The following is a 25860-nucleotide window of genomic DNA, read 5'->3' as shown; positions in this document are numbered from 1 at the left end:
ATTATGAGTCAAGATGTTAAAACACAAGTTGTGGTGTTAGGCGCAGGGCCAGCAGGTTATTCCGCTGCCTTTCGATCTGCTGATTTGGGATTAGATGTTACCTTAGTTGAACGTTATTCAACATTAGGTGGTGTATGTTTAAATGTGGGTTGTATTCCATCCAAAGCACTACTTCATGTTGCCAAAGTAATGGACGAAGCTAAATCATTGACTGAACATGGTATTCATTTTGGCACTCCAAAACTTGAATTAGATAGAGTACGCGCTTGGAAAGAGAAGGTCATAAACCAACTGACTAATGGTCTTGCCGGTATGGCAAAAATGCGTAGAGTCAATGTAATCCAAGGTGAGGCACAATTTACGGGTAGTCATACCATGGATGTAACCTCAGCAAAAGGGATCACCAAAATCACTTTTGATAATGCTATTATTGCTGCTGGTTCTCGACCGATTACATTGCCATTTATCCCTCATGACGACCCTAGAATCTGGGATTCCACAGATGCTTTGGCATTAACCACTATTCCTAAAAAGTTGCTGCTAATGGGTGGTGGCATTATCGGTTTAGAAATGGGTACCGTTTATCATGCATTGGGTTCTGAAGTGGATGTTGTCGAGATGTTAGATCAAGTGATCCCAGCTGCTGATAAAGATGTAGTGAAAGTGTTTACCAAGCAGATCCAAAAGAAATTCACTTTGCGATTAGAAACTAAAGTCAGTACGGTTGAAGCTAAACATGATGCTATCTATGTCACTATGGAAAAGAAAGATGGCGCCACGGAAACGCATACTTATGATGCGGTATTAGTAGCCATTGGTCGTACACCAAATGGTAAACTTATTAGTGCAGATAAGGCCGGCGTTAACGTAACTGACCGTGGCTTTATTGAAGTTGATAAGCAGATGCGAACCAATGTGCCGCACATTTATGCTATCGGTGATATTGTTGGTCAACCAATGCTTGCCCATAAAGGTGTGCATGAAGGGCATGTAGCTGCCGAAGTCATTGCTGGTAAAAAACACTATTTCGATCCTAAAACTATTCCTTCTATTGCTTATACTGAACCTGAAGTAGCTTGGGTTGGTTTAACTGAGAAAGAAGCTAAAGCTAAAGGATTCGATTATGAAGTATCGGTTTTCCCGTGGGCAGCATCAGGCCGAGCCATTGCTTCTGATTGTTCCGAAGGGATGACTAAATTGATTTTTAATAAAGCTGATAATCGCTTGTTAGGTGGTGCGGTAGTAGGGGCCAATGGTGGTGAATTACTTGGCGAAATTACGTTAGCTGTAGAAATGGGCTGTGATGCCGAAGACATCGCACTAACCATTCACGCCCATCCAACTTTGCATGAATCAATAGGCTTAGCTGCCGAAATATTCGAAGGTACTGTAACTGATTTACCAAATGCCAAAGCCAAGAAAAAATAATAGCAATTGAGCATATTGTTTTTAGTAAAATCATACCGTCAGTAATACTGGCGGTATTTTTTGTTCGTAAGAACTCTAATCTTTCTGTAAATCAATATGATCAATGATACCAAATTCCATTGTTATCATAATTTTGTGGTTCTAGTTTGTTATTAAGACGGTAGTTAGTTATAAGAGGGTTGGTATACATGATAAATATCTAAGTCAATCACATAATCAACTTGGATATTGTTATCATATGGATAAATGTCGTAACCATATCGGTGGCAAAATGTATCAATAAATTGTTCTGGTCCTACTTCGTGGATAATTTTCATCATCCGCGACTTTAATTGACCAATCGATCTTACTTTACCTGAAATCAGCGTACCACCATAAAAACTTTCAATTTCGATAAGCATATTATTAAGCACTTATAAGCTATAATTACATATGCAGTTTATACACTAATTAGTTGTTAAGAAAGATTATTTATTTTAATTACAAAAAATAACAAAAAGTTTCAGACCCAATATACGTTTGTGTATAAAATTGCTAACGATATATAGTAGCAACATTTTTAGTTGGCTAGTAATTCCAACTAGTTGCTACCAGTAAATTAGAAAGTCATGAAATTAGGCTCTAATAAGTCCTTAGCTTATTTAATTGGCCACCTTAGCCAATATCCCCGTGCCACTATAGCTGTAATTTTTAGTGTCGTAAGCAATAAAAGCTGATTCACCAGTGGTTAATGTTAATGATTGTGTTGGTGTTTTGATAGTAATATCACCTTTTATACAAAATAGAATCTGTGGACTGGTGACAGGTTCAGATCTTGATTGATTATCACTTTGAATAATTTCAAATTTAAAATCAGCTACCGGAATCGGGAAATCAGTTTTATTTTGGTTAATAATTGGTTTAGTGGTGAGTTGTTGTAATGGCACACTGTTAAAATGCGTATTTTTAATCAATTCAGGGATATCGATGTGTTTTGGCGTCAACCCCGCCCTTAACACATTATCCGAGCTAGCCATAACTTCTAATCCAGTTCCTTGTAGATAAGCATGTGGGGTTTCCGCATATAAAAACATAGCTTGACCGGGTTGCAATTCAATAACATTTAGAATCAAAGGCATGAATATGCCGATATCGTTGGGATATTCTTGTGCTAAAGTTTGCACCGTTAAATAGGGTTCATCAGTACGTGATTTAATGCTGGCTAATAATTGGCTAATTGCTTGTTGCTTTTGCTCAGATGAAAGGGAAAGTAATGCTTGAAAGAAGGATTTTAACTGATCCGGATTGCGGTTTTGTTGTAATTGTTGCAATTCATCGCTAATAGTTGTGATATTGACTTGGTCAAACAACGTTATAATCTCATCAATCGGTCGAAATGAATTCATGGCTTTAAAGGGGGTTAAGGCATAGATAAGTTCGGGTTTATGATTAGGATCTTTATAATTTCGCAGCGGGGAATTAAGATCAATGCCCAGCTTATTTTCTCTATCAAAGCCTAGCTTGGCTTTTGTTCTTGTTGGATGAACTTGGATTGATAGCGCTTTATTGGCGGCCAATATTTTGAATAAATAGGGCAGACCATGAAAATGTTCCAAAGTGTTTTCACCTAATATTGCTAACGGATTAGTTGTAATGAGTTCGTCTAATTTAACTTTGTGATTGTCGGCAGTAACTGCAACCGAACATCCTAACGGATGAGCCCCCATCCACATTTCCGCCATCGGTTGCTGGTTGGGATTTTTGATACCAAATAATAAAGCCATGCTATCAAGGCTACCCCAAGTATAGTTCTTAATAGTGTTTTCAAGTTTCCACATTGTTTGCTGCATATTGGTATCCTTTTATATCAGTTCGGTAATATCATGTTACTTTGAGTAAATATAATAACTATACTCTACACACAAGTTGAAGTAACTATCCTAAAGCTATTTTAATAGTTAATTGTTTCATATTAACAGTATAATACTGTAACTAATTTATTAGTTTAACCGTTGATTAGAATTGCCATTAATTTAATAAATTTATACTTAGTCTAAGCTGGAATTGCTAGCCGACAATCGGTGGAACTATATTTTGCAAGCGATTAAGTATATAATGCTCGGCAAATTTATTATTGACTATAAAAAATCTATATTTTATGAAACCTTCTATTATCAGTAAATTAGAAACACTACAAGAGCGTTATGAAGAAGTTCAAGCATTATTGTCTGATGCTGTGGTTATCGCTGATCAAAATCGTTTTCGTACTTTATCTAAAGAATACTCACAATTATCCGATGTAGTTAAATGTTTTACTAACTGGAAGCAAACTCAAGAAGATATTGAAACTGCTAAAATGATGTTGGCAGATCCAGAAATGAGTGAAATGGCACAAGAAGAGCTTAATGAAGCACTTAATCAAGTGGAACAACTGGAGCAACAGTTGCAAGTTTTACTACTACCTAAAGATCCCAATGATGATTACAACTGTTTTGTTGAGGTGAGGGCCGGAACAGGTGGTGATGAAGCCGCTATTTTTGCTGGTGATTTAACTCGAATGTATACTCGTTTTGCTGAATCACGTAATTGGCGAGTGGAAATTATGAGTGCCAATGATGGTGAACATGGTGGCTACAAAGAAGTTATAATGTTAGTGACTGGTGATGGGGCATATGGTAATTTAAAATTTGAATCAGGTGGTCACCGCGTACAGCGTGTGCCGGAAACTGAGTCGCAAGGCCGTATCCATACTTCTGCATGTACCGTAGCGGTGTTGCCGGAAGTCCCAGAAGCTGAAATGCCAGAGATTAATCCAGCGGATTTGAAAATTGATACTTATCGTTCTTCAGGCGCAGGTGGGCAGCATGTTAATACTACCGATTCTGCAATTCGTATTACGCACTTACCAACAGGGATTGTAGTTGAGTGCCAAGATGAGCGTTCCCAACATAAAAATAAAGCTAAAGCTATGTCAGTTTTAGCCGCGCGAATCCAAGATGCTGAAATGCGTAAACGTCAGCAAGAGGAAGCCTCAACTCGACGTAATCTTTTAGGTTCAGGAGATCGTTCAGATCGAATTAGAACTTATAATTATCCACAAGGTCGAGTAACCGATCACCGTATTAATTTGACTATTTACCGCTTAGATGAAGTCATGGAGGGTAAATTGGAAATGTTAATCGATCCAATTATCCAAGAATATCAAGCAGATCAATTGGCCGCTTTATCGGAACAAGACGAATGACCTATTTAGAATGGCTCAAAAGTGCATCACAAGTATTAAAGGATAGCGAAAGTCCAAAGCGTGATGCCGAAATTTTATTGAGTTTTGTTACTCATAAAACACGAACATTCTTAATGGCATTTAGCGAGACATTACTAAACGATGATGAATTAATTGCCTTAGATACCTTTTTAAGTCGCCGTCGTGATGGCGAACCGATTGCATATATTACTGGTGAAAAAGAATTTTGGTCGTTGAAATTTAAAGTCTCAAATGCAACCTTAATCCCAAGGCCCGATACTGAAAAATTAGTTGAATTAGGCTTAGAATATCTACCCAAAACTCCTTGTGAAGTATTAGATCTGGGTACTGGTACGGGGGCGATCGCTATTGCAATGGCGACTGAGCGACCGGATTGTTTATTTACTGGTATTGAAAAAAATAAAGATGCATTAATTTTAGCGCAACAAAATGCCACCCAAATTGGCGCTAATAATGTGTATTTTTTACCTGGTGATTGGTATAAACCCTGTAAAAGTCGTAAGTTCTCAATGATTGTGAGTAATCCACCTTATATCGAGCCTACCGATGTACACTTATCGCAAGGTGATGTCCGTTATGAACCAAGAAGTGCGCTAGTTTCCGAAGATGAAGGCTTGGCGGATATTAAATTAATTATCCAAGGTGCGACCAAACATCTAAATCAATATGGATGGTTACTGATTGAACATGGTTGGCGCCAAGGGCATGAAGTGCAAATGATTTTTAAACAACACGGATTTCAATTAGTTGAAACCTTTGTTGACTATAGTGGAAATGATAGAGTAACACTTGGTCGATGGTTTAAACCTTAACAAGGAAATATTTTATGATGCAGCAAAAAAAAGTGAAAGTAGGTGATATTACGGTAGCCAATGACTTACCATTTGTACTATTTGGTGGTATGAATGTGCTGGAGTCGCGCGATTTAGCCATGAAAATTTGTGAACATTACGTCACTGTGACTAATAAACTTAATATTCCTTATATTTTCAAAGCTTCCTTTGATAAAGCTAACCGTTCGTCAGTACATTCTTATCGCGGACCGGGTTTAGAAGAAGGGATGAAAATCTTTCAAGAACTTAAACAACAATTTGGTGTTAAGATTATTACTGATGTCCATACCGAAGAACAATGCCAACCAGTGGCAGATGTAGTTGATATAATTCAACTGCCGGCTTTTTTAGCTCGTCAGACTGATTTAGTCGTCGCGATGGCTAAAACTGGGGCGGTGATTAATGTTAAAAAACCACAATTTGTTAGTCCAGGTCAAATGGGGAATATTGTTGAAAAATTTGCAGAGGCTGGTAATGATCAAGTGATCTTATGTGATCGTGGTAGTTGTTTTGGTTATGACAACTTAGTAGTGGATATGCTTGGTTTTAATATTATGAAAAAGGCCAGTAACGGATCCCCAGTAATTTTTGATGTTACCCATGCATTACAGTGTCGAGACCCAATGGGAGCAGCATCAGGTGGGCGTCGTGGCCAAGTTACTGAACTTGCTCGTGCTGGTATGGCTGTTGGTATAGCAGGGCTATTTTTAGAATCGCATCCTGATCCAAGCCATGCTAAATGTGATGGTCCGTCAGCACTACCATTAGCCAAATTGGAACCTTTCTTAACCCAAATGAAAGCCATTGATGGTTTAGTTAAAAGTTTTGCTGAAATTGATACTGAAAATTAATAGCTGCCAAGGCAATTATATTTTTGGTAATAAATAGCCAATATTAACTGGTGGTAATCTATTTTGCCAGAATAAAAAAAGAGAAATGTAATTTCTCTTTTTTTATTTAAATTAACGCATTAAATAATTGATTGAAGCATCAGTTTTTAAGTTATTACCACTTTTACTATGCTATTTTACTAATTAATGAATAGTTTCGCCTTCTGGATTTTCATCATCAAAATCATCGCTACCATCTTCGTAGTATGTTCCCCAACCATCGTAGTTAACTCCAAATTGTTTGGTAAGCGTAATAATCTGAGCGATTTGTGCATTTATCAATTCTGCATCAAGAGGTACTTCAGAAACAATATCAAAACCGATAACAACATTGCCTGAATCATCAACATCCTCATCAGGATCGGTGGCTTCATAACCTAATTTGTATGCTTCGACAGCAACTTTTTCTAATTTATCGAAATTCTCAGATGAAATATGATGTTCAATCAGATAAAGTGCATGCGGATCGCTACCATCTTCTAATAGTTCTTCAATAATGGTTTGTGTATCTTGTTGAGCAAGGAGAATTTGATCTTTCATAATATACCTTTTAGTGGTCGTGCAAATTGTGTGGTATATTACACGTTTAAAAATAATTTTCGAGAAAAAAGTGATCGTTGATTTACATTCTCATACCACAGCATCTGATGGCATCTTAACACCAACCGACTTGGTTAAAAGAGCAGTGAGCAACCAGATTGATATTTTGGCTATTACTGATCATGATACAGTAAAGGGCTTACCTGAGGCTCAACAAGCCATAAAAGATGAAAAATTACCGGTTAAGTTAGTTTGTGGAGTTGAAATATCAACAATTTGGAAAAATAATGAAATCCACATTGTAGGCTTAAATATTGATATTGAAAATGCGGAATTAGTAACACTTTTGTTATCACAAGAACAAAGACGAATTAAACGTGCAATGGCCATTAGTGAAAAATTGGCTAAATTGCATATTGAAGATGCTTATGCACAAGCGCAACAATTTGCTAAAGGTGATATTGTTTCACGTGCTCATTTTGCTCGGTTCTTGGTGGCTAAAGGTTTAGTGAAAGATGTTAAACGGGCGTTTAAAAAATATTTGGGTAAAAGTGGTTATGCTTATGTTCCTACTCAATGCTGTAGCATTAGTGATGCAGTCAATACTATTCATGCTGCAGGTGGGCAAGCAGTGTTGGCACACCCGACCCGCTATGATTTAACGCTAACCAAATTGAAATTACTGATTGCTGATTTTAAAGACTGTGGTGGTGATGCTATTGAAGTTTCACAAAGTCGGCAAACTCAAGATGATTTGCAGAAGTTAGCGAAATTAGCTAATCAATTTGAACTGTTAGCATCGCAAGGTTCAGATTTTCATGATCTGGTTAATTATTTAGATTTAGGTAAGACCACACCATTGCCTGGTAGTGTTACGCCAATTTGGCATAATTGGTCGCTTGACTAACATTGGTTAGTATTGCTTTAAAACATCCTCCATTGGATTTTATTAGAGGAATAACAATTAACACTGTGACAGGTATTTTAAATAGTTTATTGATATAGAAGAACATTATGAGCCAGACATTTTATATTCATCCGGATAATCCACAAACTAGGTTGTTAGATCAGGTGGTAAAAATATTAAACGACGGTGGAGTGATAGCCTTTCCAACCGATTCTGGTTATTCACTTGGTTGTTTGTTAGATAATAAATATGGTGTTGACCGCATTTGCCAAATTCGGCAATTGGATAAACATCACAATTTTACGCTTATGTGTCGCGATTTATCTGAATTATCTTCCTACGCGTATGTGGATAATACTACTTTTCGATTATTAAAAAATAATACGCCCGGTAAATACGTATTTATTCTGCAAGCTAGTAAAGAAGTACCGCGGCGCCTAATGAATGAAAAACGTAAAACCATAGGCTTACGTATTCCCGATAACAAAATTGATTTAGCTTTGTTGGAATTATTAGGGCAACCTTTAATGACTACAACTCTAATCTTACCAAATGATGATGAAGCGCAATCGGATCCAGACGAAATTGAAGATAAAATTGGTCACCAACTAGATGCTATTGTGCATGGTGGTTATATTGGGCAACAACCAACAACTATTGTTGACTTGACTAATGACTATCCTGATATTATTCGTCAAGGTAGTGGAGATACCACACCATTTGCATAGTAAATTTTTATATATCATTGATGCGTTGATGATATTGTAAATAATAAAAATGATACCTGAGAAGGTAACAGTGAGGATAATATGAAAAATAGTAGATCTGATTCTGCTAAAGCAGTAAAAGCAACAGACAAAAGAGTTGTCAAAGAGCGTAGTCCAAAAACATCTTTAAAAGCCACCAAACCGACAGTAGTTGCTACGCGTAAAGTAGCTGTTAATGATAATACTGAAAAGTTACAAAAAGTATTAGCCAACCTTGGTAATGGGTCGCGCCGTGAAATTGAAGCCATGATAGTCGCCGGTAAAATCAGTGTTGATGGTAAAATAGCCACCTTAGGTGATCGTGTTGATGTTAATGCTAATCCTAAAATACGTATTGACGGTCATTTGATTCAACTCAGAAGCAAAGAGAAAGAAGTTTGCCGAGTGTTAGCCTATTATAAACCAGAAGGAGAGATTTGTTCACGCAACGATCCCCAAGGTCGAGCCACAGTATTTGAACGGTTACCACGTTTAAAAAATGCGCGCTGGGTTAACATTGGACGATTAGATATTAATACTTCAGGTTTATTATTATTTACTACTGATGGTGAGTTAGCTAACCGCTTAATGCATCCTCGGCATGAAATTGAACGTGAATATGCAGTGCGAGTGTTTGGTAAAGTTACCGATCAGCAATTAAACCAGTTACGTAAAGGTGTGCAATTAGAAGATGGTCCTGCTGCATTTAAGTCCGTTAAAGCACAAGGTGGTGATGGCATCAATCAATGGTTTAATGTAGTGATCACCGAAGGGCGTAATCGCGAAGTACGTAGAATGTGGGAAGCTATTGACGTACAAGTCAGTCGCTTACTACGGATTCGTTATGGTAACATTGCATTACCTAAAGAGTTATCACGTGGAACTTGGATAGAATTAGGTATTGACGCGGTTAATTATTTACGTGAAACCGTAGGTCTTGCCAAAGAAGCGAAAAGTTTCATTGCTACAACAACAGATAAACGTACTAGTCGGCCTAAGCGACCTCGAATCAGCAGTTTATCTAAACCTTCACGCCAAGCAACCGCTAAAAAAACGACCAGACGTTAGTTTTTCCTGCATTTATCTTGCCTCAATAAAATAGCTTTATTGAGGCCTATTACATCAGCATAAATAATAATTTAATATTTAGCCCAAAAAGTTAAGAAAATACTATTATTTTATAATCTACTTACTAATCATAATTGTTAATGGATGAATAAATTTTTAGTAATTTATAAAAAGGAAATATTATGCGGATTTTTATAGCTTTAGTGTTTATGTTATTGCTAGCTAGTTGTTGTCATACACGAACTTCAGAAGAAGCTTATGCAGAGGGTAATTATTTGGAAAGTATACATTTATTAGCCTCAGATATTGAAGAACAAGGACCAGAAAAATATAAGCAGGATGAGGCAATTAAATTACATACATTAGTTGAAAAAGTAATGGTTTATTATGAAACAATTCTGGCAAATACAACTAATATAGATTTTGACAACCGGATTATGGCTTATAATAGTTTATCTGAAATGAGAGGGCGTTTAAATAATCATTTTTATAGCCAAGAACTTAGTTTCTTTTTAGATAAATATACTGCTGCAAAATTAAACGAAAATATTGCTATAGCTTATTATGATGAAGGTAACTCCATAGTAGCTAATGAAAGTGCTGATTATAAAAAGAAAGCTGATTTATATCAGAAAGGCTTACGTTCCTACAACTATAAAGATATTGAGAAGCTATATAAAATAAACAATACCAAATATATGCAATTAGCTGCAAAAGAGTTTTATGAACAAGGCAAAAATTTTGTTCAAATGCAGTCTTATAAGGAAGCAGCAGAAGCTTTTCAAAATGCTGCTTTAGTTTATAAACCACTAGGAAAATATAAAGATAGCGATAATCTTTTTAGCCGTTTTGATAGATTATATCGTACTAACGCGGCGGATTCATCTTATCAATTGGCTGAAGGCATTGCTAACTATTCTACCAGTCGCGCTAAATATCGCCGAGCTGCAGAAAATTATAAGGATGCAGCACTAATTTATAGTCCTTATGGAAACTATCGTGATGCTACGACTAAAGCTGCCAATTATGCTAATAAAGGTAAAATTAGTATTTCTGTGCGTCCTTATCAATATGAAAGTCTTTTTAAGGAAGTTACTCAAGGTCATGACTATATTTCATTTGGTTTTGGTTCTGATATCTTTATAGACATTGATTCTTCTGAAAACTATTCAGATCACGATAAATCAATAGATAATGACAGTAAAACCGAAAAAGGTAAAAAATATAATATTAAAACTGAAACTGTAACTAACAGAGTAACGATTACAACCAATATTAGAGTCAGTGGATTATTAAGTTATAGTAATTCTTTTAAGGTTGAAAAAACTTCTTCAAAAATTAATTATAGTTATTCTGGAGATGTACCGAGTGGATATCATGACCATAGCGAAGGTTATCTGCGAGACAGGTATATGCTATCTAATGATGCGCGTAAATTACAACAATCTCAACTTAAAACCGAATTTTTTAAGCTCGTTAAAGAAATAGAAGAATTATAATATTCAAATAATTGGTAATTTTTGTTTTTAATAAGTTGTATTAGCCTTACATAGAAAGATGTTTATCAACATTGAGCTTATATAGTAAGTTTATTTATGTTGAATCAGGGTGTTGAGAAAAAAGAACCAGTTAATTTTAATTAAATTATTGCAAAATAATATCCCAACCAAGATAAATTATGATTGGTTGGGATTTTTTATTGATTACTAAATTCCTAACACCATGCGACCATTTTTAGTGGCTACATTCACCACATTGTCTAAATCGGTATAACGGCAACCGGTAACCAACAATTTTAACTCTTCCCACATATTACCAGTTGAGAAAGGTAACATATAATCACTAACATTATCTGTGCCAATGGCAACTGGAATTCCGGCAGCAGCTAATTCATCTACTGGCGTTAGTGAATTACGGGTTGGGCCTTGTTCTTCACGGCGAGGGCTATCAATCCAAGCAAAAGGGCAGGCAATTACCATCATTTGCGCTTGTTTCATTTTTTGGTAGAGTTTTTGACGATATTCTAAACTATGGGCGGTGATTGAAATACTATGAATAGCAACCACTCGGCCATGCATACCGTGTTCAAGTGTTTTATCAGTAAGTTGCTCGGTTTCAATTTCTTCTTGCGAGTTGAACTGATCAACATGAACATGCACCATTTTGCCTAATGATTTACCTGTTTGCATCAGTACATCTAAATGTTTAAGCCCCATTCCAGGACCATGATCTCGCTCATCACGACGCGGTAAACCACCAATAATATCAACCAGATCTGCACCTTTATCAAACCAATAACGAGCTTCTTTATCGATAACGCCTTTTAAGGTTTGATTAACTAATTTGATAATAATATCGTTTTTATAGGTTTCGCGGGCTCTTAATGCACCTTTAATCGCTCTTTCTTGGGCAATAGGATCAATATCTACAAAAGAACCCATAGCGCTTACACCTTGTTCAATCATGCGTTCGACTGCCATGCTAAAGTGGCGGTAATAATCATCTTCACTCATAGCTGCTTTGACTTTATCTAAGGTATCCCATTTTTCAATTAAAGTTTGTTTTTGATAGACATCAAAACTATCTACACTAATTGTAAAAGCACGGTCTGCATGCATATGTGCATTAACCCAACCACCATTTTCTTTAATCCTATTCATTAAATAGGTTTTTAAACTTTGATCTCGACTGGTTAATAACATTTTTTTATTATTTGTCATAATGTGCCTCTACAATTGTTTTATTCTGAATGCGTTAATACAAAAAACTTAATCACAGTTAAAAATCGCCAAAAAAAATCCTCCTAAAAAGGAGGATAAAGCGAAATCAACAATGCTCTTGTTTAAGATTGTCGATTTATAATTGCTCATAACTTGATACTCTCAATTTGCTGAATAAACTGCAGGAATTCTAACCAATTCAAACTTAATATCAAGCGTTAAATTTTAAAAAATATATAAATAAATGAAATGGTTAAAGTATTATTTTTGAGATTTTTCACTATTAGGAATTAGATTTGGATAATTGTTTGGTAATAAAATCCAGTTCAATTAGTATAACTTGTTATTTATTATCAATAAATAAATGTCACAAAAATTAGATTAATTAGATAATAAGCGATTTTTGCAATCGCAAGCGAACTGAGTATATACTACTGTAGAAATGTAACTTTACAAATGGAAGGGATTATATGAGTCAACTAAATATTATTGCTACTATCAAGGTAAAACCTGAGTTTGATGCCGCTTTCCAACCAATTTTCAAAAAATTGGTAGCAGGTAGTCGTGCCGAGGCTGGTTGTGTTCGTTATGAACTTAATCAGAGCATTGATAATCCAAATGTGTATGTTGTGATTGAAACATGGGCATCGCAACAAGCCATTGATATTCACAATGCGACTCCACATTTTGTGGAATTTGCTTCGTTTGCTAAGGATCATGTTGATAGTTTAGATATTTGTATCGCTAAACAAGTTATGTAATTTATTGTGCATCAGGCTAGCAATCAAAAAATTGCTAGCTACTAATTAGTTAATTAAAGAGCTCCACTTTGATATTGCGCCAATCACTTCGGCCCATATCATCAAGTACTAAAATTTTAAATGTACCACTTTCGGTAGGTACCCAATCGATGGCTTTTCTTGGTTCAGTTTGCCCTATAAAATTATCATTAACAAACCAATACAATGATTTGGCATCGCCATCACTATTCGCGGTAAAACTAATTTTCTCATTTTTCTGCTTTGACGGCCTAAATTGATAAACTACGTTTTTTAGTGGCGAAGTTATTTTTGGTGGTTCACCTAAATAGCTTTGAGTGGTAACACAATGACTGGTAGTTGGTGGGACTTTTTTAGGTATGCCGGCTTTAGCGAAAATAGCCGCTAAATCAGATGGCCAAAATTCAAAAACTTCCAAATGAGATGTGGTTAAATCATAAGGAGAGCAAACAGCTTTACCCGTTTTATTATCAACCATAACAGGTCTGAAAATAGTGTCTGGTTTGATTGGTGACACTCCCGGGATAAACCAAGTTTTACCTTTTGCTTTACACCATTGGGTCATTAAATTACCACTAGTTAGGCAGATATCAACGCGTTTTAAATTGCTTGGTAATGGACGATTTGGTTCACGCAAGTTTGGATAATAGGCTTTAATACTATCAACAATATTAAAAAACAAAGGTGTCGCCGCATCTACGCCCACAAAGGCATTATTACCGCTGCCATCAAAATTACCTAACCAAACCACCATAGCATAATTACCGAAAACTCCGGCAGTCCATGCATCCCTAAAACCCCATGAGGTGCCAGTCTTCCAAGCCACAGGAATGATGTTATTTTGCATTTTACTCAGCACATCTTGTGGCCGAGTATTTTGTTTTAACATATCAATAGTCATAAAGGCTGCTTGCGGACTGAGTATTTTTTGTGGTGGTACTGGCTCAGCTGTTTCAATAAACTTCAATGGTCGCCAGTTACCTTGGTTAGCTAGCATGGCATATAATCCTACCAATTCCTGGGCAGTAACTTCACCACCACCCAAAACCAATGACAAACCATAATGGGATTCATCGGCCAGTTTTTGAATATGGGCATTAACTAAGAATTGATAAAACGTTGGTTGTTGCAGATTAGATGCAATGGTAACTGCCGGAATATTGCGACTATGAATTAAAGCATCAGTAGCCGAAATCGGCCCCCGAAAATTACGATCAAAATTTTCCGGTGTATAAGCACCAAAATCGGTAGCAACATCTTTTAAGATTGTACGTGGATGTAAAATGCCTTGATCTATACCCAAAGCATAAATAAACGGTTTAAGAGTGGAACCGGGTGAACGTTTGGCTAAAGTGCCATTAACTTGCCCTTGGATGGTATTATCAAAATAATTAGCAGAACCGATCAGTGCTTTAACTTTCATGGTTTGGGTATCTACTAAAATTACTGCTGCATTTTCAATACCTTTTAACCGATTTCTTTCAATAAAATTATTGACTTGGCGAGTAAGGATTTTTTGTAGATTACTATCTAGTGTGGTTTTGATTTCTTGAGCATCATTGTTACTTTCTTGGATTATTTGATTAACAAAATGTGGGGCGCTAAAAGGCAATCGTTCTGGCTGTCTTAAAACTAATTTTTGTGAAAACAGCGCAGCAATATTGCTATCAACAGGATACTGTTCTTGCCAACGTTCGAATAATTGATTGCGGGCTTTAATTAATGTACTACTTGCTATTCCTGTTTTACGGTCAATTCGGTAAGTAGGGGATTGTGGTAATACTACCAATGTTAATGCTTCTGGTAAATTAACCTGTGAGGCAGGTTTATTGAAATAAATCAATGAAGCTGCACCAACACTTTCAATATTACGCCCAAAAGGAGCATAGTTAAAATAGGCTTCTAAAATATCGTGTTTGGAGTACATCAGTTCCAATTGGATCGCTCTGGCGATTTGATGTAATTTACCGCCAATGGTTTTGGTATTTAATCGCCAATGCATGCGAGCCAGTTGCATAGTAATAGTAGAAGCACCTTGACGATTACCTCCACCAATATAGGTAGCCCAAAATGCCCGAGTTAAACTAAACGGGTTAATGCCAACGTGGTAATAAAACCATTGATCTTCATGTAATAGTAAACCATTAATGATCTCAGGTGAGATTTCTTCCAATGGCGTCCACAAACGGTAACGATCATCCTGAGCTAAAGTCATACGGATCAAATGATTATTATCATCGTAATAGCGTTTGGAAAAAGTTAGTGAATCTGATAAAGGTGGGTGAGGATATAAACGTATTGCTATCATTGTTACCAATAATAGTAGTAATGCCATGAGTTTATTTTGATGACGAACAATAAATTTTATCATATATGTAAAAATGTTTCAGGAGTGGCATACGTTTCAGTATAAATTGATCACCAATATCCGTTAATATTGGTGATCGTTTATGTTTACATTTTTTCTACCGTTTTAATGCCGAGCATATCTAAACCAATTTTCAATGTTTTTGCTGTTAAAGAAGCAAGTTTTAAACGACTCATTTTGAGACTGTCATTCTCGGCAGTCAAAATAGGGCAGTTTTCATAAAAACTTGAAAATAGTGTAGCAATATCATACAGGTAAGCACATAAAACATGTGGTGTTCCTTCAGCGGCAACGGTTGCAATAGTTTCATCAAATTGAATTAAGCGAGTGGCTAATGCACGCTCTTTATCGGAAGCTAAGCTTACCGAGCCGATTAAATTTTCTGCTGTGATATTGGCCTTTTTAAAAATCGATAAAACACGGGTATAAGCATATTGCAAATAAGGGGCGGTATTACCTTCAAATGACAACATATTATCCCAATCAAATACATAATCGGTAGTACGATTTTTTGATAGGTCGGCATATTTAACTGCACCAATAGCTACTGCATCGACTATTTGTGCCAATTCTTCATTAGTAAGATCCGGATTTTTAGCGCGAATTAATGCTGTTGCTCGTTCAGAGGCTTCATCAAGTAAATCATTAAGTTTGACTGTATCGCCTGAACGAGTTTTAAATGGTTTGCCGTCTTTACCTAACATCATACCGAACATATGGTGCTCAAGTTTTAACGATTCCGGTACATATTTGGCTTTGTGAGCAATAAGCCATACTTGTTCTAGATGTTGATGTTGCCTTGAATCGGTATAGTAAAGTATGCGTTCGGCATGTAATTGCTCATAACGATATTTAACACAAGCTATATCGGTGGTAGCATACAAATAGCCGCCGTCACGTTTTTGAATAATAACACCCATTGGTTCGCCTTCTTTATTTTTATATTCATCTAAAAAGACAACAATGGCTCCTTCACTTTCAACAGCAAGTTTTTTTTGTTTTAAATCAGCAACAATCCCCGGGAGCATACTGTTATAAATACTCTCACCCATGGTATCTGCTAGCGATAGTGTGACATTTAAGCGTTTATAAGTGGCAATGTTTTGAGTCATAGTAATATCGACCAGTTTGCGCCACATGGTACGACAATACTCATCGCCACTTTGGAGTTTCACTACATAATTACGGGCTTTTTCAGCAAAGACTTCATCTTCATCATAATGTTTTTTAGCAGCACGATAAAAGGATTCTAAGTCTGATAGTTCCATATCGTTTGCATGTTCGTTTTGCATCTTTTCTAGATAAGCAATTAGCATGCCAAATTGAGTGCCCCAATCACCAACATGATTAGCTCGAATCACATTATGGCCTAAAAAACTTAATACGCGTACGCTAGCATCGCCAATGATAGTTGAACGTAAATGACCAACATGCATCTCTTTAGCAACATTTGGTGCCGAATAGTCAATAACAATGGTTTGTGGTTTGGCTGGTAAGGTGATATTGAGTTTATCACTGTTTAAGGCAATTTCATTTTGCTCTGCAATCCAGCTAGCTTTAAGAAAAATATTAATAAAACCTGGTCCTGCAATTTCCACTTTGTCGGCAATATCATCAATATCTAAATGTTTCAGTACTTGTTCCGCAAGAGCTCTAGGTGGCATCCCCATTTTTTTTGCGGTTGCCATGATGCCATTAGCTTGATAGTCACCAAACTGTACTTTAGCTGATTGCTTGATTAAGGCGTCACTGTTGCTGTCTGCACCAGCCATAATCATTGCTTGAGAAACGCGTTGAGTTAGTAATTGTTGAATATTCACACTATACCTAATCGATTATAAGAAAAATGCCCAATATAATACCGACAAAGCAGTCAAATGTCACTGATCGGTTTAGTTAGCTTGTGTTAATAAACAAAGTATCAACCTATATCTTTATACGATTATTGGATAAATTGAATATAGTAAATTAATGATTTAGGTTATTAAATTGGTGCCATGCATTGCTATTTAAGTGAACGGTTTTTTCTCAAAAGTCATTACCATAGATCTTTAAAATACATCTAACTGGTTTGGTTTAATAAGCTTTTATCAAATAACCAAGTCTAAACTAAAATGTTAGAAGTTGTCTTCAATGCTTACAATTAGTAATATATCTACTGAATTAAAGTGCTTAAAAAATTTTGTGTTATTGTGAAATAATATTGCAAAATTTATAGATAAGGTTATTGAATAATGAAAATAACAACAAGCGTTTTTATTAAAATATTAATGCTTATATTTTTTATAATTACGATTATTGTTGAAATATTCATGATAATAGATTGTTTGCTCACAGTTAAATATGATATTGAAATGACTGATGATATAAATAAAGCTGTTGAGTTTATATACATGATTATAGATATGCTAGCGATGATTATTATTTTTGATTTAGTGTATTTGCTAGTTCTGCATTTGCTCTTTTTTAAAAAAAGATCCTAAATAATACTATAACAAATTGATTTGATTGTTTTTATATTAATATTAGTAAGCATATAGCTCATATTCAAAATATTGCCAATATCTAATTTTTTGTCCATCTTTCTTCCTTTAAATAACAAAAAGTTATCATAAACTTTACTCTTTGTCGGCTTATTGATCACTTTTTTACGGTTTACAATTAGTTAACCAAATATTAGACTAGTTAGTAGTTCTCAACGGGGTGCCTGAGTGGGCTGAGAATATTAGAACACCTAATATAACCCGACGAACCTGAACTGGATCATGCCAGCGGAGGGATTTGAGTTATTATATCAGCTCAAACCTTTTGTCTTTCATTTTATATTAGGAGGCAAAATGTTTCGTAATAATTTGTTACTGTCATTGTTATTTTCCACACTGTTATTGCCGTTATCGACAAATTTTGCTAATGCACAACCCACGTTAACCGTTTATACATATGGTTCTTTCTTGTCAGAATGGGGCCCAGGGCAACAGATTAAGCAAGGTTTTGAATCTCAGTGTAACTGCCAACTTGACATTATCACTATAGGTGACGGTGTTTCAATTTTTAATCGTATACGCCTTGAAGATGATAAAACTAGTGCCGATGTGATTTTAGGCTTAGATAATAATTTGCTTGAACAGGCAAAACAGGCTGATATTGTTATTCCGCATCAAATAACTAAACCAGATAATTTAAATACCGACTGGTGGGATAGTGATTTTATGCCATATGATTTTGGTTATTTTGCTTTTATTTATAATAAAAACAAACTTAAAAATCCACCACATAGTTTGCATGCGCTCGTCGAAAATAAGGCTAATTGGAAAATCGTTTATCCGGATCCTAGAACCAGTACTCCCGGATTAGGATTATTGTTATGGATTAAGAAAATCTATGCCGATGATGCTGTATCAGCATGGGAAAAAATTGCAAAGCATACTGTTACAGTGACTAAAAACTGGAGTGAAGCCTATAATCTGTTTTTAAAAGGTGAAGCAGATTTGGTTTTAAGCTATAGTACATCACCAGTTGCCCATATTATGAATGATAATGATCATCGTTATGCAGCAGCTATTTTCTCTGAAGGTCATTACCATCAAGTTGAAATTGCTGGGATTACTAAATATAGTCATCAACCTGAATTAGCCCGCAGTTTTTTACGTTATCTATTAACACCAGAGGTTCAACGCCAATTTGCTGAAAAAAATGTCATGTATCCTATTATATCAACACCTTTACCTGAGGCTTTCGAGCAACTTAATAAAGTGAAAAAAACGCTTGAAATTGATCCAATGCAATTGGATAAAAATCAGAAGGCGTGGGTACGTGAATGGCAATCAGCTATTAGTAAATAGCTTGAACTGAATTAATGCTGAATTTTAGAACCTTAATTCCAGGTATTAGTGTGGCTAGCATAATCTTAATTATGCTAGGTACTGCACTGTTCTCACTTTGGATGTTTGCGTTACGATCTGATAATTTAAGTATCTATTTTGATAACTATTTACTCCACGTAATTGTTATAACTATTGTTCAAGCTAGCTTATCAACCATACTGGCAATTGTAGTTGCACTTTTAATGGCAAAGGCTCTATCGTTAGTTACCTTCAAGGGTAAAACATTACTATTACGTTTTATGCCAATTACTTTTATTTTACCTACTTTAGTTGTAGTAACTGGATTGTTGTCAGTTTATGGACAACAAGGGCTTATTGCTAAAATTTTATGCTTTGTCGGTTTGTCATCTTCAATGTCAATATATGGCTTACATGGTATTTTACTTGCTCACATTTTTTTGAATTTTCCTTATGCTTGTAGTTTGTTTTATCAAACATTAGTAAGTGTTCCGGTTGAGCATAAACAGTTAGCTGCTCAATTGAATTTTTCTAATTTTAATTATTTTAAATTGATTGAATGGCCATTGTTGCGACGACAAATATTTCCTATTGCTACGCTAATTTTTATGCTGTGTTTTTCAAGTTTTGCTATAGTGCTAGCCTTAGGCGGAGGACCTAAATACACCACAATTGAGGTGGAAATTTATCAATCAATTCGAAATTTCGAATTGATGCAAGCGGTAGTCCTTTCCGGATTACAGTTGTTATGTTGCTTGAGTTTTATGTGGTTAATGCAAAAGTTTAATCGTGTTAAAAGAGTTAATGTTCAATTTACTGAGGTAGATTATAAACTACCAGTATCAAAGCAATTACGTAGGTTAAGTTTTGCCATTATTGCAATAGGTGGATTATTCATCTTTACGCCTATCATAACTATACTAATTGAAGGGATTAATGCTTTCCAACTATCTTCATTTAATTCAGGATTAAAGCGAGCTTTTTACTACTCAATGGTGATCACCTTTGGTTCAACTATTATTGCTATAGTGTTTGCAGTTTTATTGTTGTGGACTAATAGTCGCTTACTCATTGCACAACAAGTCAGATGGAGTAATCGATTAATGTTGGTGGGTTCTTTGATCTTAGCCATACCCAGTATGGTACTGGCTGCCGGACTGTTTTTGTTACTATTTGAATATCTGAATAATGCTGTATTTATTTGCTTATTGATGATAGTTTGTAACGGTTTAATGGTATTGCCCTATATATTAAAAAATCTGGCGGTACCTATATATGATGTTACCTTACGTTACTGGCAGTTGAGTCAATCATTAAATATTTCCGGTATTAATCATTTTTATTTAATTGAATACTCAGCCCTTAAACCGCTATTAGCCAAAAGTATGGCATTTGCAGCAATTTTGTCATTAGGTGATTTTGGGATTATTGCTTTATTTGGTGGTCAAGCAGTGACCACGTTACCTTATTATTTATATGAACAGTTATCGCATTATCATTATCAACAAGGCATGGTAACTGCTTCAATTTTATTATTATTATCGTTTAGTTTATTGGCTGTGTTGGATTATGATCGAACTTAAACAAATTAATTATCAATATGATAATTTTAATCTTTATTTTGATATTAATATTGTTGCTAAGGAAAAAGCAATTATTGTGGGCCCAAGTGGCGCAGGCAAAAGCACTTTATTAAGTTTAATTGCTGGATTTATTTTTCCTCAATCTGGGAATATTATTCTCAATAATCAAGTTGTAACTCTAGAAAACCCAGCAAAACGACCAGTATCAATGCTGTTCCAACATAACAACTTATTTAGTCATTTTACCGTTGAGCAAAATATTGCTTTAGGATTAAAACCTAGTCTAAAACTAAATGTAGTTGAACAAAATGCTATCACAGATATACTTGCCAAAGTTGGTCTTAGTGGTTTTGGTAAGCGTTATCCGGATCAACTGTCAGGTGGGCAACGTCAACGGGTGGCTTTGGCGCGTTGTTTAATGCAACGTCGTCCAATTTTGCTATTGGATGAACCGTTTTCGGCACTTGATCAAGCATTACGTCTTGAAATGCTCGAGTTAGTGAATAAAATATGTGATGAATTTGCTTTGACTTTAATGATGGTGTCACATTATTTGGATGATTCATTAAAATACTTTTCACGATGTTTAGTGGTTGATAATGGAAACATTGTTTTTAACGCGGCACCTAAACAACTGACGGAGCCACAAAATAAAGCGATTGCGAAATTATTAGGCCTTAATTATTGATCTATAATTAAGAATGTAATTATAAAGGGAAGCACTAAATGTATAATTTTGATAAAGCAGTTAATCGATTAGCACAAGGATCATCTAAATGGCAACAAATGGTGGACGAAAAACCTGATGTATCCAAAGATGTATACCCATTCTCAGTAGCTGATGTCGATTTTTTACCACCTCCTGAATTAGTTAAATCCTTACAAAATTTTGTTGGTGAAGCAATTTTTGGTTACACCAATGGTACTCAAGGCTATTACCAAGCAGTCATCGATTGGATGCAAAAGCAACATAACTGGCATATTGAAAAAGATTGGATCGTCCTTTCACCTGGAGTGGTGCCTGCAATTTATAATGCTATAAAAACTTATACCAATGAAAATGATGGTGTTATTATAATGCCACCAGTTTATTATCCATTTTCTGCAAGTATTAACAATACCAAGCGCAAATTGGTTGAAAATCCATTAATTATTGATAGTAATGGTAAATATGCTATTGATTTTGCTGATTTAGAAATTAAAGCTAGTGATCCCCACAATAAAATGCTGATCTTCTGTAGTCCACATAATCCAGTAGGGCGAGTTTGGCGTAAGGAAGAATTAAATCAAGTAGCTGAGATCTGTTTAAAACATAATGTATTGATTATGTCAGATGAGATCCATTTTGACTTGATTATGCCAACACATAAACATCACGTGTTGGCTACATTATCGGAACAAATTAAAAATAATGTGATTGTGTGCACCGCGCCAAGTAAATCTTTTAATCTCGCTGGTTTGCAAACGTCGAATATAATCATTCCTAATAAACAGTTGCGTGATCAATACAGCGACTATATTAGTAAAAATGGTTTTCATAGTTTGAATATTATTGGATTTAAGGCTTGTGAAGTCGTCTATACTCAATGTGATGAGTGGTTACAACAATTTATTGGTTTAATATACGAGAATCATCTATTAGTTAAAGATTTTTTTGCTAAATATTTACCTGAGATTGTGGTTTACGATTTAGAAGGCACTTATTTACAATGGTTAGATTTTCGCAGTTTAGGTTTGCAACCTCAAGAGCTGGAAAAATTCTTAAAATATGAAGCTGAATTATTTTTCGATGAAGGGTATATTTTTGGCGAACAAGGTGCAGGCTTTGAGCGTATTAATATTGCCTGCCCAACTGCTATTTTACAAGCTGGTTTACAGCGCTTATTAATTGCAATACAAACAAAAACTAACCAAAACTAAGACTGAAAAGGTATGGTTGGATTTAATTAATAGGTTAATGTGGTTTTATTTTTAATTTATTAAATTTAATTAAACAGTTCCACTTAAGGTTTTATTAATTTAAGCCGTTTATCCTATCAACAACTTATAATTGTTGATAGGTAATTATGCAAAATTTAAAAGATAGCCATAAATTTAGCTGGAAGGCACTTATTGTTGTTATTTTATTTTTTTCTTATTTTTCCTGTACTTTACAACTGTTTATTTTTATTTCAGGTCATTCTAGTGTTAATGGCTTACGTGATTCAGTGATTTATAGCTTAATTTGGTTAATACCAATATTATTGTTCCCAAATTATGCTCGAAAAATTGCCACAGTTTTCGGATTGATAGTTGGTAGTTTATCTTTAATTTCTGTCGGTTACTTTACCATTTATAGACAAGAATTTTCACAAAGTGTGTTCTTTGTCATGGCGGAATCAAACTTTAATGAATCCAATGAATTCATTCAACAATATTTAAGTATTAAGTTAATTGTTGTGCTATTAGTTTATATTTTGCTGGGTATTTTCTTATGGAAACAAGTCCAGCCGGTATATGTCAAAAAAACTACTAAATGGGTTGTCTCGTTGTTAATTATTATTTATGCAACTATGCCAATGGCGATTAGTTTAACCGTAAAAAAAAACTCATTAGAAAAATCTGGATTGCACTTATTATCACGAATGGAAACTACCGTACCTTGGCAATTAGTTAGCAATTATTTGGCTTATCGTACCCAATTATCGAATATGGAGGCTATTTTAGCCAACTATGAAACGTTGCCCCCATTAAACAATTTAATCGATGCTAATGGTAATGCTCCACGAACTTTAGTGTTAATTATTGGTGAATCAACTACTCGTAATCGCATGGGTATTTATGGTTATGAGCGTAATACTACCCCGCAAATACAACAATTTAAAAAAGAAAATCCTAATTTATTAGTATTTAATGATGTGGTTTCATCCAGACCTTATACCATCGAAATTCTTCAGCAAGCATTAACTTTTGCTGATGAAAAACATCCTGATTTATATTTAAAAACACCATCATTAATTCATCTTATGCATCAGGCTGGTTATAAAACCTTTTGGATCACCAATCAACAAACTATGACCGCGCGTAATACTATGTTGACTATGTTTTCTCAACAAACTGATGAGCAGTTTTATATGAATAATGATCGTAATCAGAGTTCAAGACGCTATGATGAGTCAGTATTTGATCCTTTTAAAACTGTGTTAGCCGATCCAGCCGAAAAGAAATTTATCGTTATTCATTTACTTGGCACACATATGAAATATGAGTTCCGTTATCCAAAAAATAGTGTTTATGAGCAGTTTAAAAATGCAACAGGCATTTCCTTTAAACTTAAGGATGACGAACTAGAACGCTATAACAATTATGATAATGCGGTAAGTTATAATGATTACGTTACCACTACACTGTTTAATATGTTTAAAACTAGTAAAGAAAATGGTTTTATGCTGTATTTTTCAGATCATGGCGAAGATGTTTATGAAACTCCACCACATGATGTGTTAGGGCGTAATGAAAAGGCACCCACCAAAACCATGTATACTGTGCCATTCATGCTTTGGCAATCACCGCAATGGCTGGCTACACATCCCAATAACTATCAGGCTTATATTAATCGTAAATATAGTACTCAAGATTTAATCCATACTTGGTCGGATTTGGCTGGTTTAAGTTATGATCTTTATCAACCGGAAAAAAGCATTGTCAATCCGGAGTTTAAACAAAATCCGCGTTGGATTGGTGACCCTTACGGTAAAAATAGTTTAATCGATTTTGACACACTCCCTAAATGAGTAAGGACTATGATTGCATAGGTATTTAAGGTATGATATTGTATATTTATACAGTTATTTTGAGTGCAACAAAAGTAGGTTATGCGAAAAATTATTCATGTGGATATGGATTGTTTTTATGCCGCAGTTGAAATGCGTGACAATCCCCGTTATCGTAACATTCCTATCGCTGTAGGGGGTGATCCACGTAAACGGGGCGTTGTGGCAACCGCTAATTATCTGGCTCGCCAATATGGTGTACATAGTGCTATGTCAATGGCTCAAGCCGTTAAGTTATGTCCTAATCTTAAAGTTATTCCGGGTCGGCATGCAGTGTATAAAGAAGTGTCCCAGCAGATCCATCAAATTTTTCAACGTTATACGCAAGCTATTGAAGCTCTGTCATTAGATGAAGCTTATTTAGACGTTACCGAATGCCAATTTTGTCATGGCTCGGCAACGTTGATTGCTCAAGATATTCGTCAGGCCATTTTCAATGAACTTGGTTTAACTGCATCGGCAGGTGTGGCACCTTTAAAGTTTTTAGCTAAGATTGCTTCCGATATGAATAAACCTAATGGCCAATATGTGATTAAACCAGAACAGGTTAGTTCGTTTATTGAGCAATTACCACTTAATAAAATCCCGGGAGTAGGTAAAGTTACTGAAAAAAAATTAGCAGAACTGGGTTTGTACCAATGCCAAGATGTAGTGAAATACGATCTTTCTAAACTACTTAATCAGTTTGGTAAATTTGGACGAATTTTATATGAACGTTGTCAAGGTATTGATGAACGAGAAGTATGTAATGATCGTCAACGCAAATCAGTAGGTGTTGAACGTACCTTAATTGATGATATTCACAGTTGGGATGATTGTTTATTACAATTAGATCCACTGTATGAAGAATTAGAAAGAAGATTAAGTAAAGTTCGAACTGATTTATCAATAGCCAGACAAGGTGTAAAATTTAAATTTGATGATTTCCAACTAACTACCCAAGAACATGTATGGGCCAAATTAGATAAAACAGATTTGATTAAACAAGCCTATAAAGTTTGGCATGAGCGGCGTAATGATCGTGGAGTGAGATTAATTGGGTTTCATGTTACCTTAATCGATCCTCAATTAGATAAACAATTAATTTTCAGATTCTAATT

The 25860-nt window shown here is 35.2% G+C and carries 22 protein-coding genes and 1 riboswitch; of the genes, 16 read left to right on the top strand and 6 right to left on the bottom strand.

Annotated elements, in window-relative coordinates; translation table 11 throughout:
* The first annotated feature begins 3 nt into the window (after nt 1–3).
* On the top strand, nt 4–1428 hold the full coding sequence (lpdA, locus tag A9G12_RS06965; protein WP_065565137.1) for a dihydrolipoyl dehydrogenase: 1425 nt from the start codon (nt 4–6) through the stop codon (nt 1426–1428).
* A gap of 164 nt (nt 1429–1592) precedes the next feature.
* Here lpdA and A9G12_RS06960 read toward each other — a convergent pair whose 3' ends face one another.
* Both A9G12_RS06960 and manA read right to left on the bottom strand, forming a co-directional pair.
* Nucleotides 1593–1829 (bottom strand): hypothetical protein, encoded by a 237-nt coding sequence (locus tag A9G12_RS06960; protein ID WP_065565136.1) that lies wholly within the window; start codon nt 1827–1829, stop codon nt 1593–1595.
* Between the two features lie 240 nt (nt 1830–2069).
* Nucleotides 2070–3257 (bottom strand): mannose-6-phosphate isomerase, class I, encoded by a 1188-nt coding sequence (gene manA / locus A9G12_RS06955; protein WP_065565135.1) that lies wholly within the window; start codon nt 3255–3257, stop codon nt 2070–2072.
* Nucleotides 3258–3565: 308 nt separating this feature from the next.
* Between manA and prfA the strand changes: the two genes are divergently transcribed.
* Genes prfA through kdsA form a run of 3 tightly spaced genes read left to right on the top strand, consistent with a single transcriptional unit; the run spans nt 3566 to nt 6356 of the window.
* On the top strand, nt 3566–4651 hold the full coding sequence (prfA, locus tag A9G12_RS06950) for a peptide chain release factor 1 (RefSeq protein WP_065565134.1): 1086 nt from the start codon (nt 3566–3568) through the stop codon (nt 4649–4651).
* Nucleotides 4648–5484: a peptide chain release factor N(5)-glutamine methyltransferase gene (gene prmC / locus A9G12_RS06945; protein WP_065565133.1), complete on the top strand. Its 837-nt coding sequence runs from the start codon at nt 4648–4650 to the stop codon at nt 5482–5484. The genes prfA and prmC overlap by 4 nt, the downstream gene beginning before the upstream one ends.
* A gap of 17 nt (nt 5485–5501) precedes the next feature.
* On the top strand, nt 5502–6356 hold the full coding sequence (gene kdsA, locus A9G12_RS06940; RefSeq protein WP_065565588.1) for a 3-deoxy-8-phosphooctulonate synthase: 855 nt from the start codon (nt 5502–5504) through the stop codon (nt 6354–6356).
* A 183-nt stretch (nt 6357–6539) separates the two neighbouring features.
* Here kdsA and rraB read toward each other — a convergent pair whose 3' ends face one another.
* On the bottom strand, nt 6540–6935 hold the full coding sequence (gene rraB, locus A9G12_RS06935; protein WP_065565132.1) for a ribonuclease E inhibitor RraB: 396 nt from the start codon (nt 6933–6935) through the stop codon (nt 6540–6542).
* Nucleotides 6936–6963: 28 nt separating this feature from the next.
* On the opposite strand from rraB, the gene rnm reads away from it, so the two are divergent.
* The 4 genes from rnm to A9G12_RS06915 all read left to right on the top strand — a co-directional run bounded on the left by rnm (nt 6964) and on the right by A9G12_RS06915 (nt 11155).
* Nucleotides 6964–7842: an RNase RNM gene (rnm, locus tag A9G12_RS06930; protein ID WP_218056597.1), complete on the top strand. Its 879-nt coding sequence runs from the start codon at nt 6964–6966 to the stop codon at nt 7840–7842.
* Between the two features lie 107 nt (nt 7843–7949).
* Nucleotides 7950–8570, top strand: a complete 621-nt coding sequence (locus A9G12_RS06925) for an L-threonylcarbamoyladenylate synthase (protein ID WP_065565131.1) — start codon at nt 7950–7952, stop codon at nt 8568–8570.
* Nucleotides 8571–8651: 81 nt separating this feature from the next.
* Nucleotides 8652–9656: a 23S rRNA pseudouridine(2605) synthase RluB gene (rluB, locus tag A9G12_RS06920; RefSeq protein WP_081299686.1), complete on the top strand. Its 1005-nt coding sequence runs from the start codon at nt 8652–8654 to the stop codon at nt 9654–9656.
* A gap of 182 nt (nt 9657–9838) precedes the next feature.
* Complete coding sequence (locus A9G12_RS06915; protein WP_065565130.1) at nt 9839–11155, top strand: hypothetical protein; 1317 nt, start codon at nt 9839–9841, stop codon at nt 11153–11155.
* Between the two features lie 207 nt (nt 11156–11362).
* Here the strand turns inward: A9G12_RS06915 and A9G12_RS06910 are convergent, their stop codons facing one another.
* Entirely contained in the window at nt 11363–12376 is a 1014-nt protein-coding gene (locus A9G12_RS06910; protein WP_218056596.1) for an amidohydrolase family protein, read from the bottom strand.
* Between the two features lie 470 nt (nt 12377–12846).
* Here A9G12_RS06910 and A9G12_RS06905 point away from each other — a divergent pair, with 470 nt between their 5' ends.
* Nucleotides 12847–13137 (top strand): putative quinol monooxygenase, encoded by a 291-nt coding sequence (locus A9G12_RS06905; RefSeq protein WP_065565129.1) that lies wholly within the window; start codon nt 12847–12849, stop codon nt 13135–13137.
* Between the two features lie 49 nt (nt 13138–13186).
* Here the strand turns inward: A9G12_RS06905 and pbpC are convergent, their stop codons facing one another.
* Both pbpC and argS read right to left on the bottom strand, forming a co-directional pair.
* Complete coding sequence (gene pbpC, locus A9G12_RS06900; RefSeq protein WP_218056595.1) at nt 13187–15463, bottom strand: penicillin-binding protein 1C; 2277 nt, start codon at nt 15461–15463, stop codon at nt 13187–13189.
* A gap of 146 nt (nt 15464–15609) precedes the next feature.
* Entirely contained in the window at nt 15610–17343 is a 1734-nt protein-coding gene (gene argS, locus A9G12_RS06895; protein WP_065565127.1) for an arginine--tRNA ligase, read from the bottom strand.
* 414 nt (nt 17344–17757) lie between these two features.
* Between argS and A9G12_RS06890 the strand changes: the two genes are divergently transcribed.
* The 7 genes from A9G12_RS06890 to dinB all read left to right on the top strand — a co-directional run bounded on the left by A9G12_RS06890 (nt 17758) and on the right by dinB (nt 25858).
* Nucleotides 17758–18006, top strand: a complete 249-nt coding sequence (locus tag A9G12_RS06890; protein ID WP_065565126.1) for a hypothetical protein — start codon at nt 17758–17760, stop codon at nt 18004–18006.
* A 206-nt stretch (nt 18007–18212) separates the two neighbouring features.
* A riboswitch (TPP riboswitch) is annotated at nt 18213–18321 on the top strand.
* Nucleotides 18322–18360: 39 nt separating this feature from the next.
* The gene (gene thiB / locus A9G12_RS06885; protein WP_065565125.1) at nt 18361–19365 is read left to right on the top strand and encodes a thiamine ABC transporter substrate binding subunit; all 1005 of its coding nucleotides are present in this window, start codon (nt 18361–18363) and stop codon (nt 19363–19365) included.
* A 14-nt stretch (nt 19366–19379) separates the two neighbouring features.
* A complete protein-coding gene (thiP, locus tag A9G12_RS06880) occupies nt 19380–20948 on the top strand; it encodes a thiamine/thiamine pyrophosphate ABC transporter permease (protein WP_065565124.1) in 1569 nt (522 codons plus the stop codon).
* The gene (thiQ, locus tag A9G12_RS06875; RefSeq protein ID WP_065565123.1) at nt 20935–21636 is read left to right on the top strand and encodes a thiamine ABC transporter ATP-binding protein ThiQ; all 702 of its coding nucleotides are present in this window, start codon (nt 20935–20937) and stop codon (nt 21634–21636) included. Before thiP ends, thiQ begins: the two co-directional genes overlap by 14 nt.
* A 38-nt stretch (nt 21637–21674) precedes the next feature.
* Nucleotides 21675–22868, top strand: coding sequence for a MalY/PatB family protein (locus tag A9G12_RS06870; protein ID WP_065565122.1), 1194 nt, complete (start codon nt 21675–21677; stop codon nt 22866–22868).
* Between the two features lie 146 nt (nt 22869–23014).
* Nucleotides 23015–24721 carry a phosphoethanolamine transferase CptA gene (cptA, locus tag A9G12_RS06865; RefSeq protein WP_065565121.1) on the top strand — a complete coding sequence of 569 codons (1707 nt, stop codon included), beginning with the start codon at nt 23015–23017 and terminating at the stop codon, nt 24719–24721.
* An 81-nt stretch (nt 24722–24802) separates the two neighbouring features.
* Nucleotides 24803–25858 carry a DNA polymerase IV gene (gene dinB, locus A9G12_RS06860; protein WP_065565120.1) on the top strand — a complete coding sequence of 352 codons (1056 nt, stop codon included), beginning with the start codon at nt 24803–24805 and terminating at the stop codon, nt 25856–25858.
* Nucleotides 25859–25860 lie beyond the last annotated feature (2 nt).

The organism is Gilliamella sp. wkB112, assembly GCF_001690685.1.
GTDB classification, from domain to species: Bacteria; Pseudomonadota; Gammaproteobacteria; order Enterobacterales; family Orbaceae; genus Gilliamella; species Gilliamella apicola_J.
The sequence above is the reverse complement of the archived record's forward strand: the minus strand, read 5'-3'. Positions and strand labels throughout refer to the sequence as shown.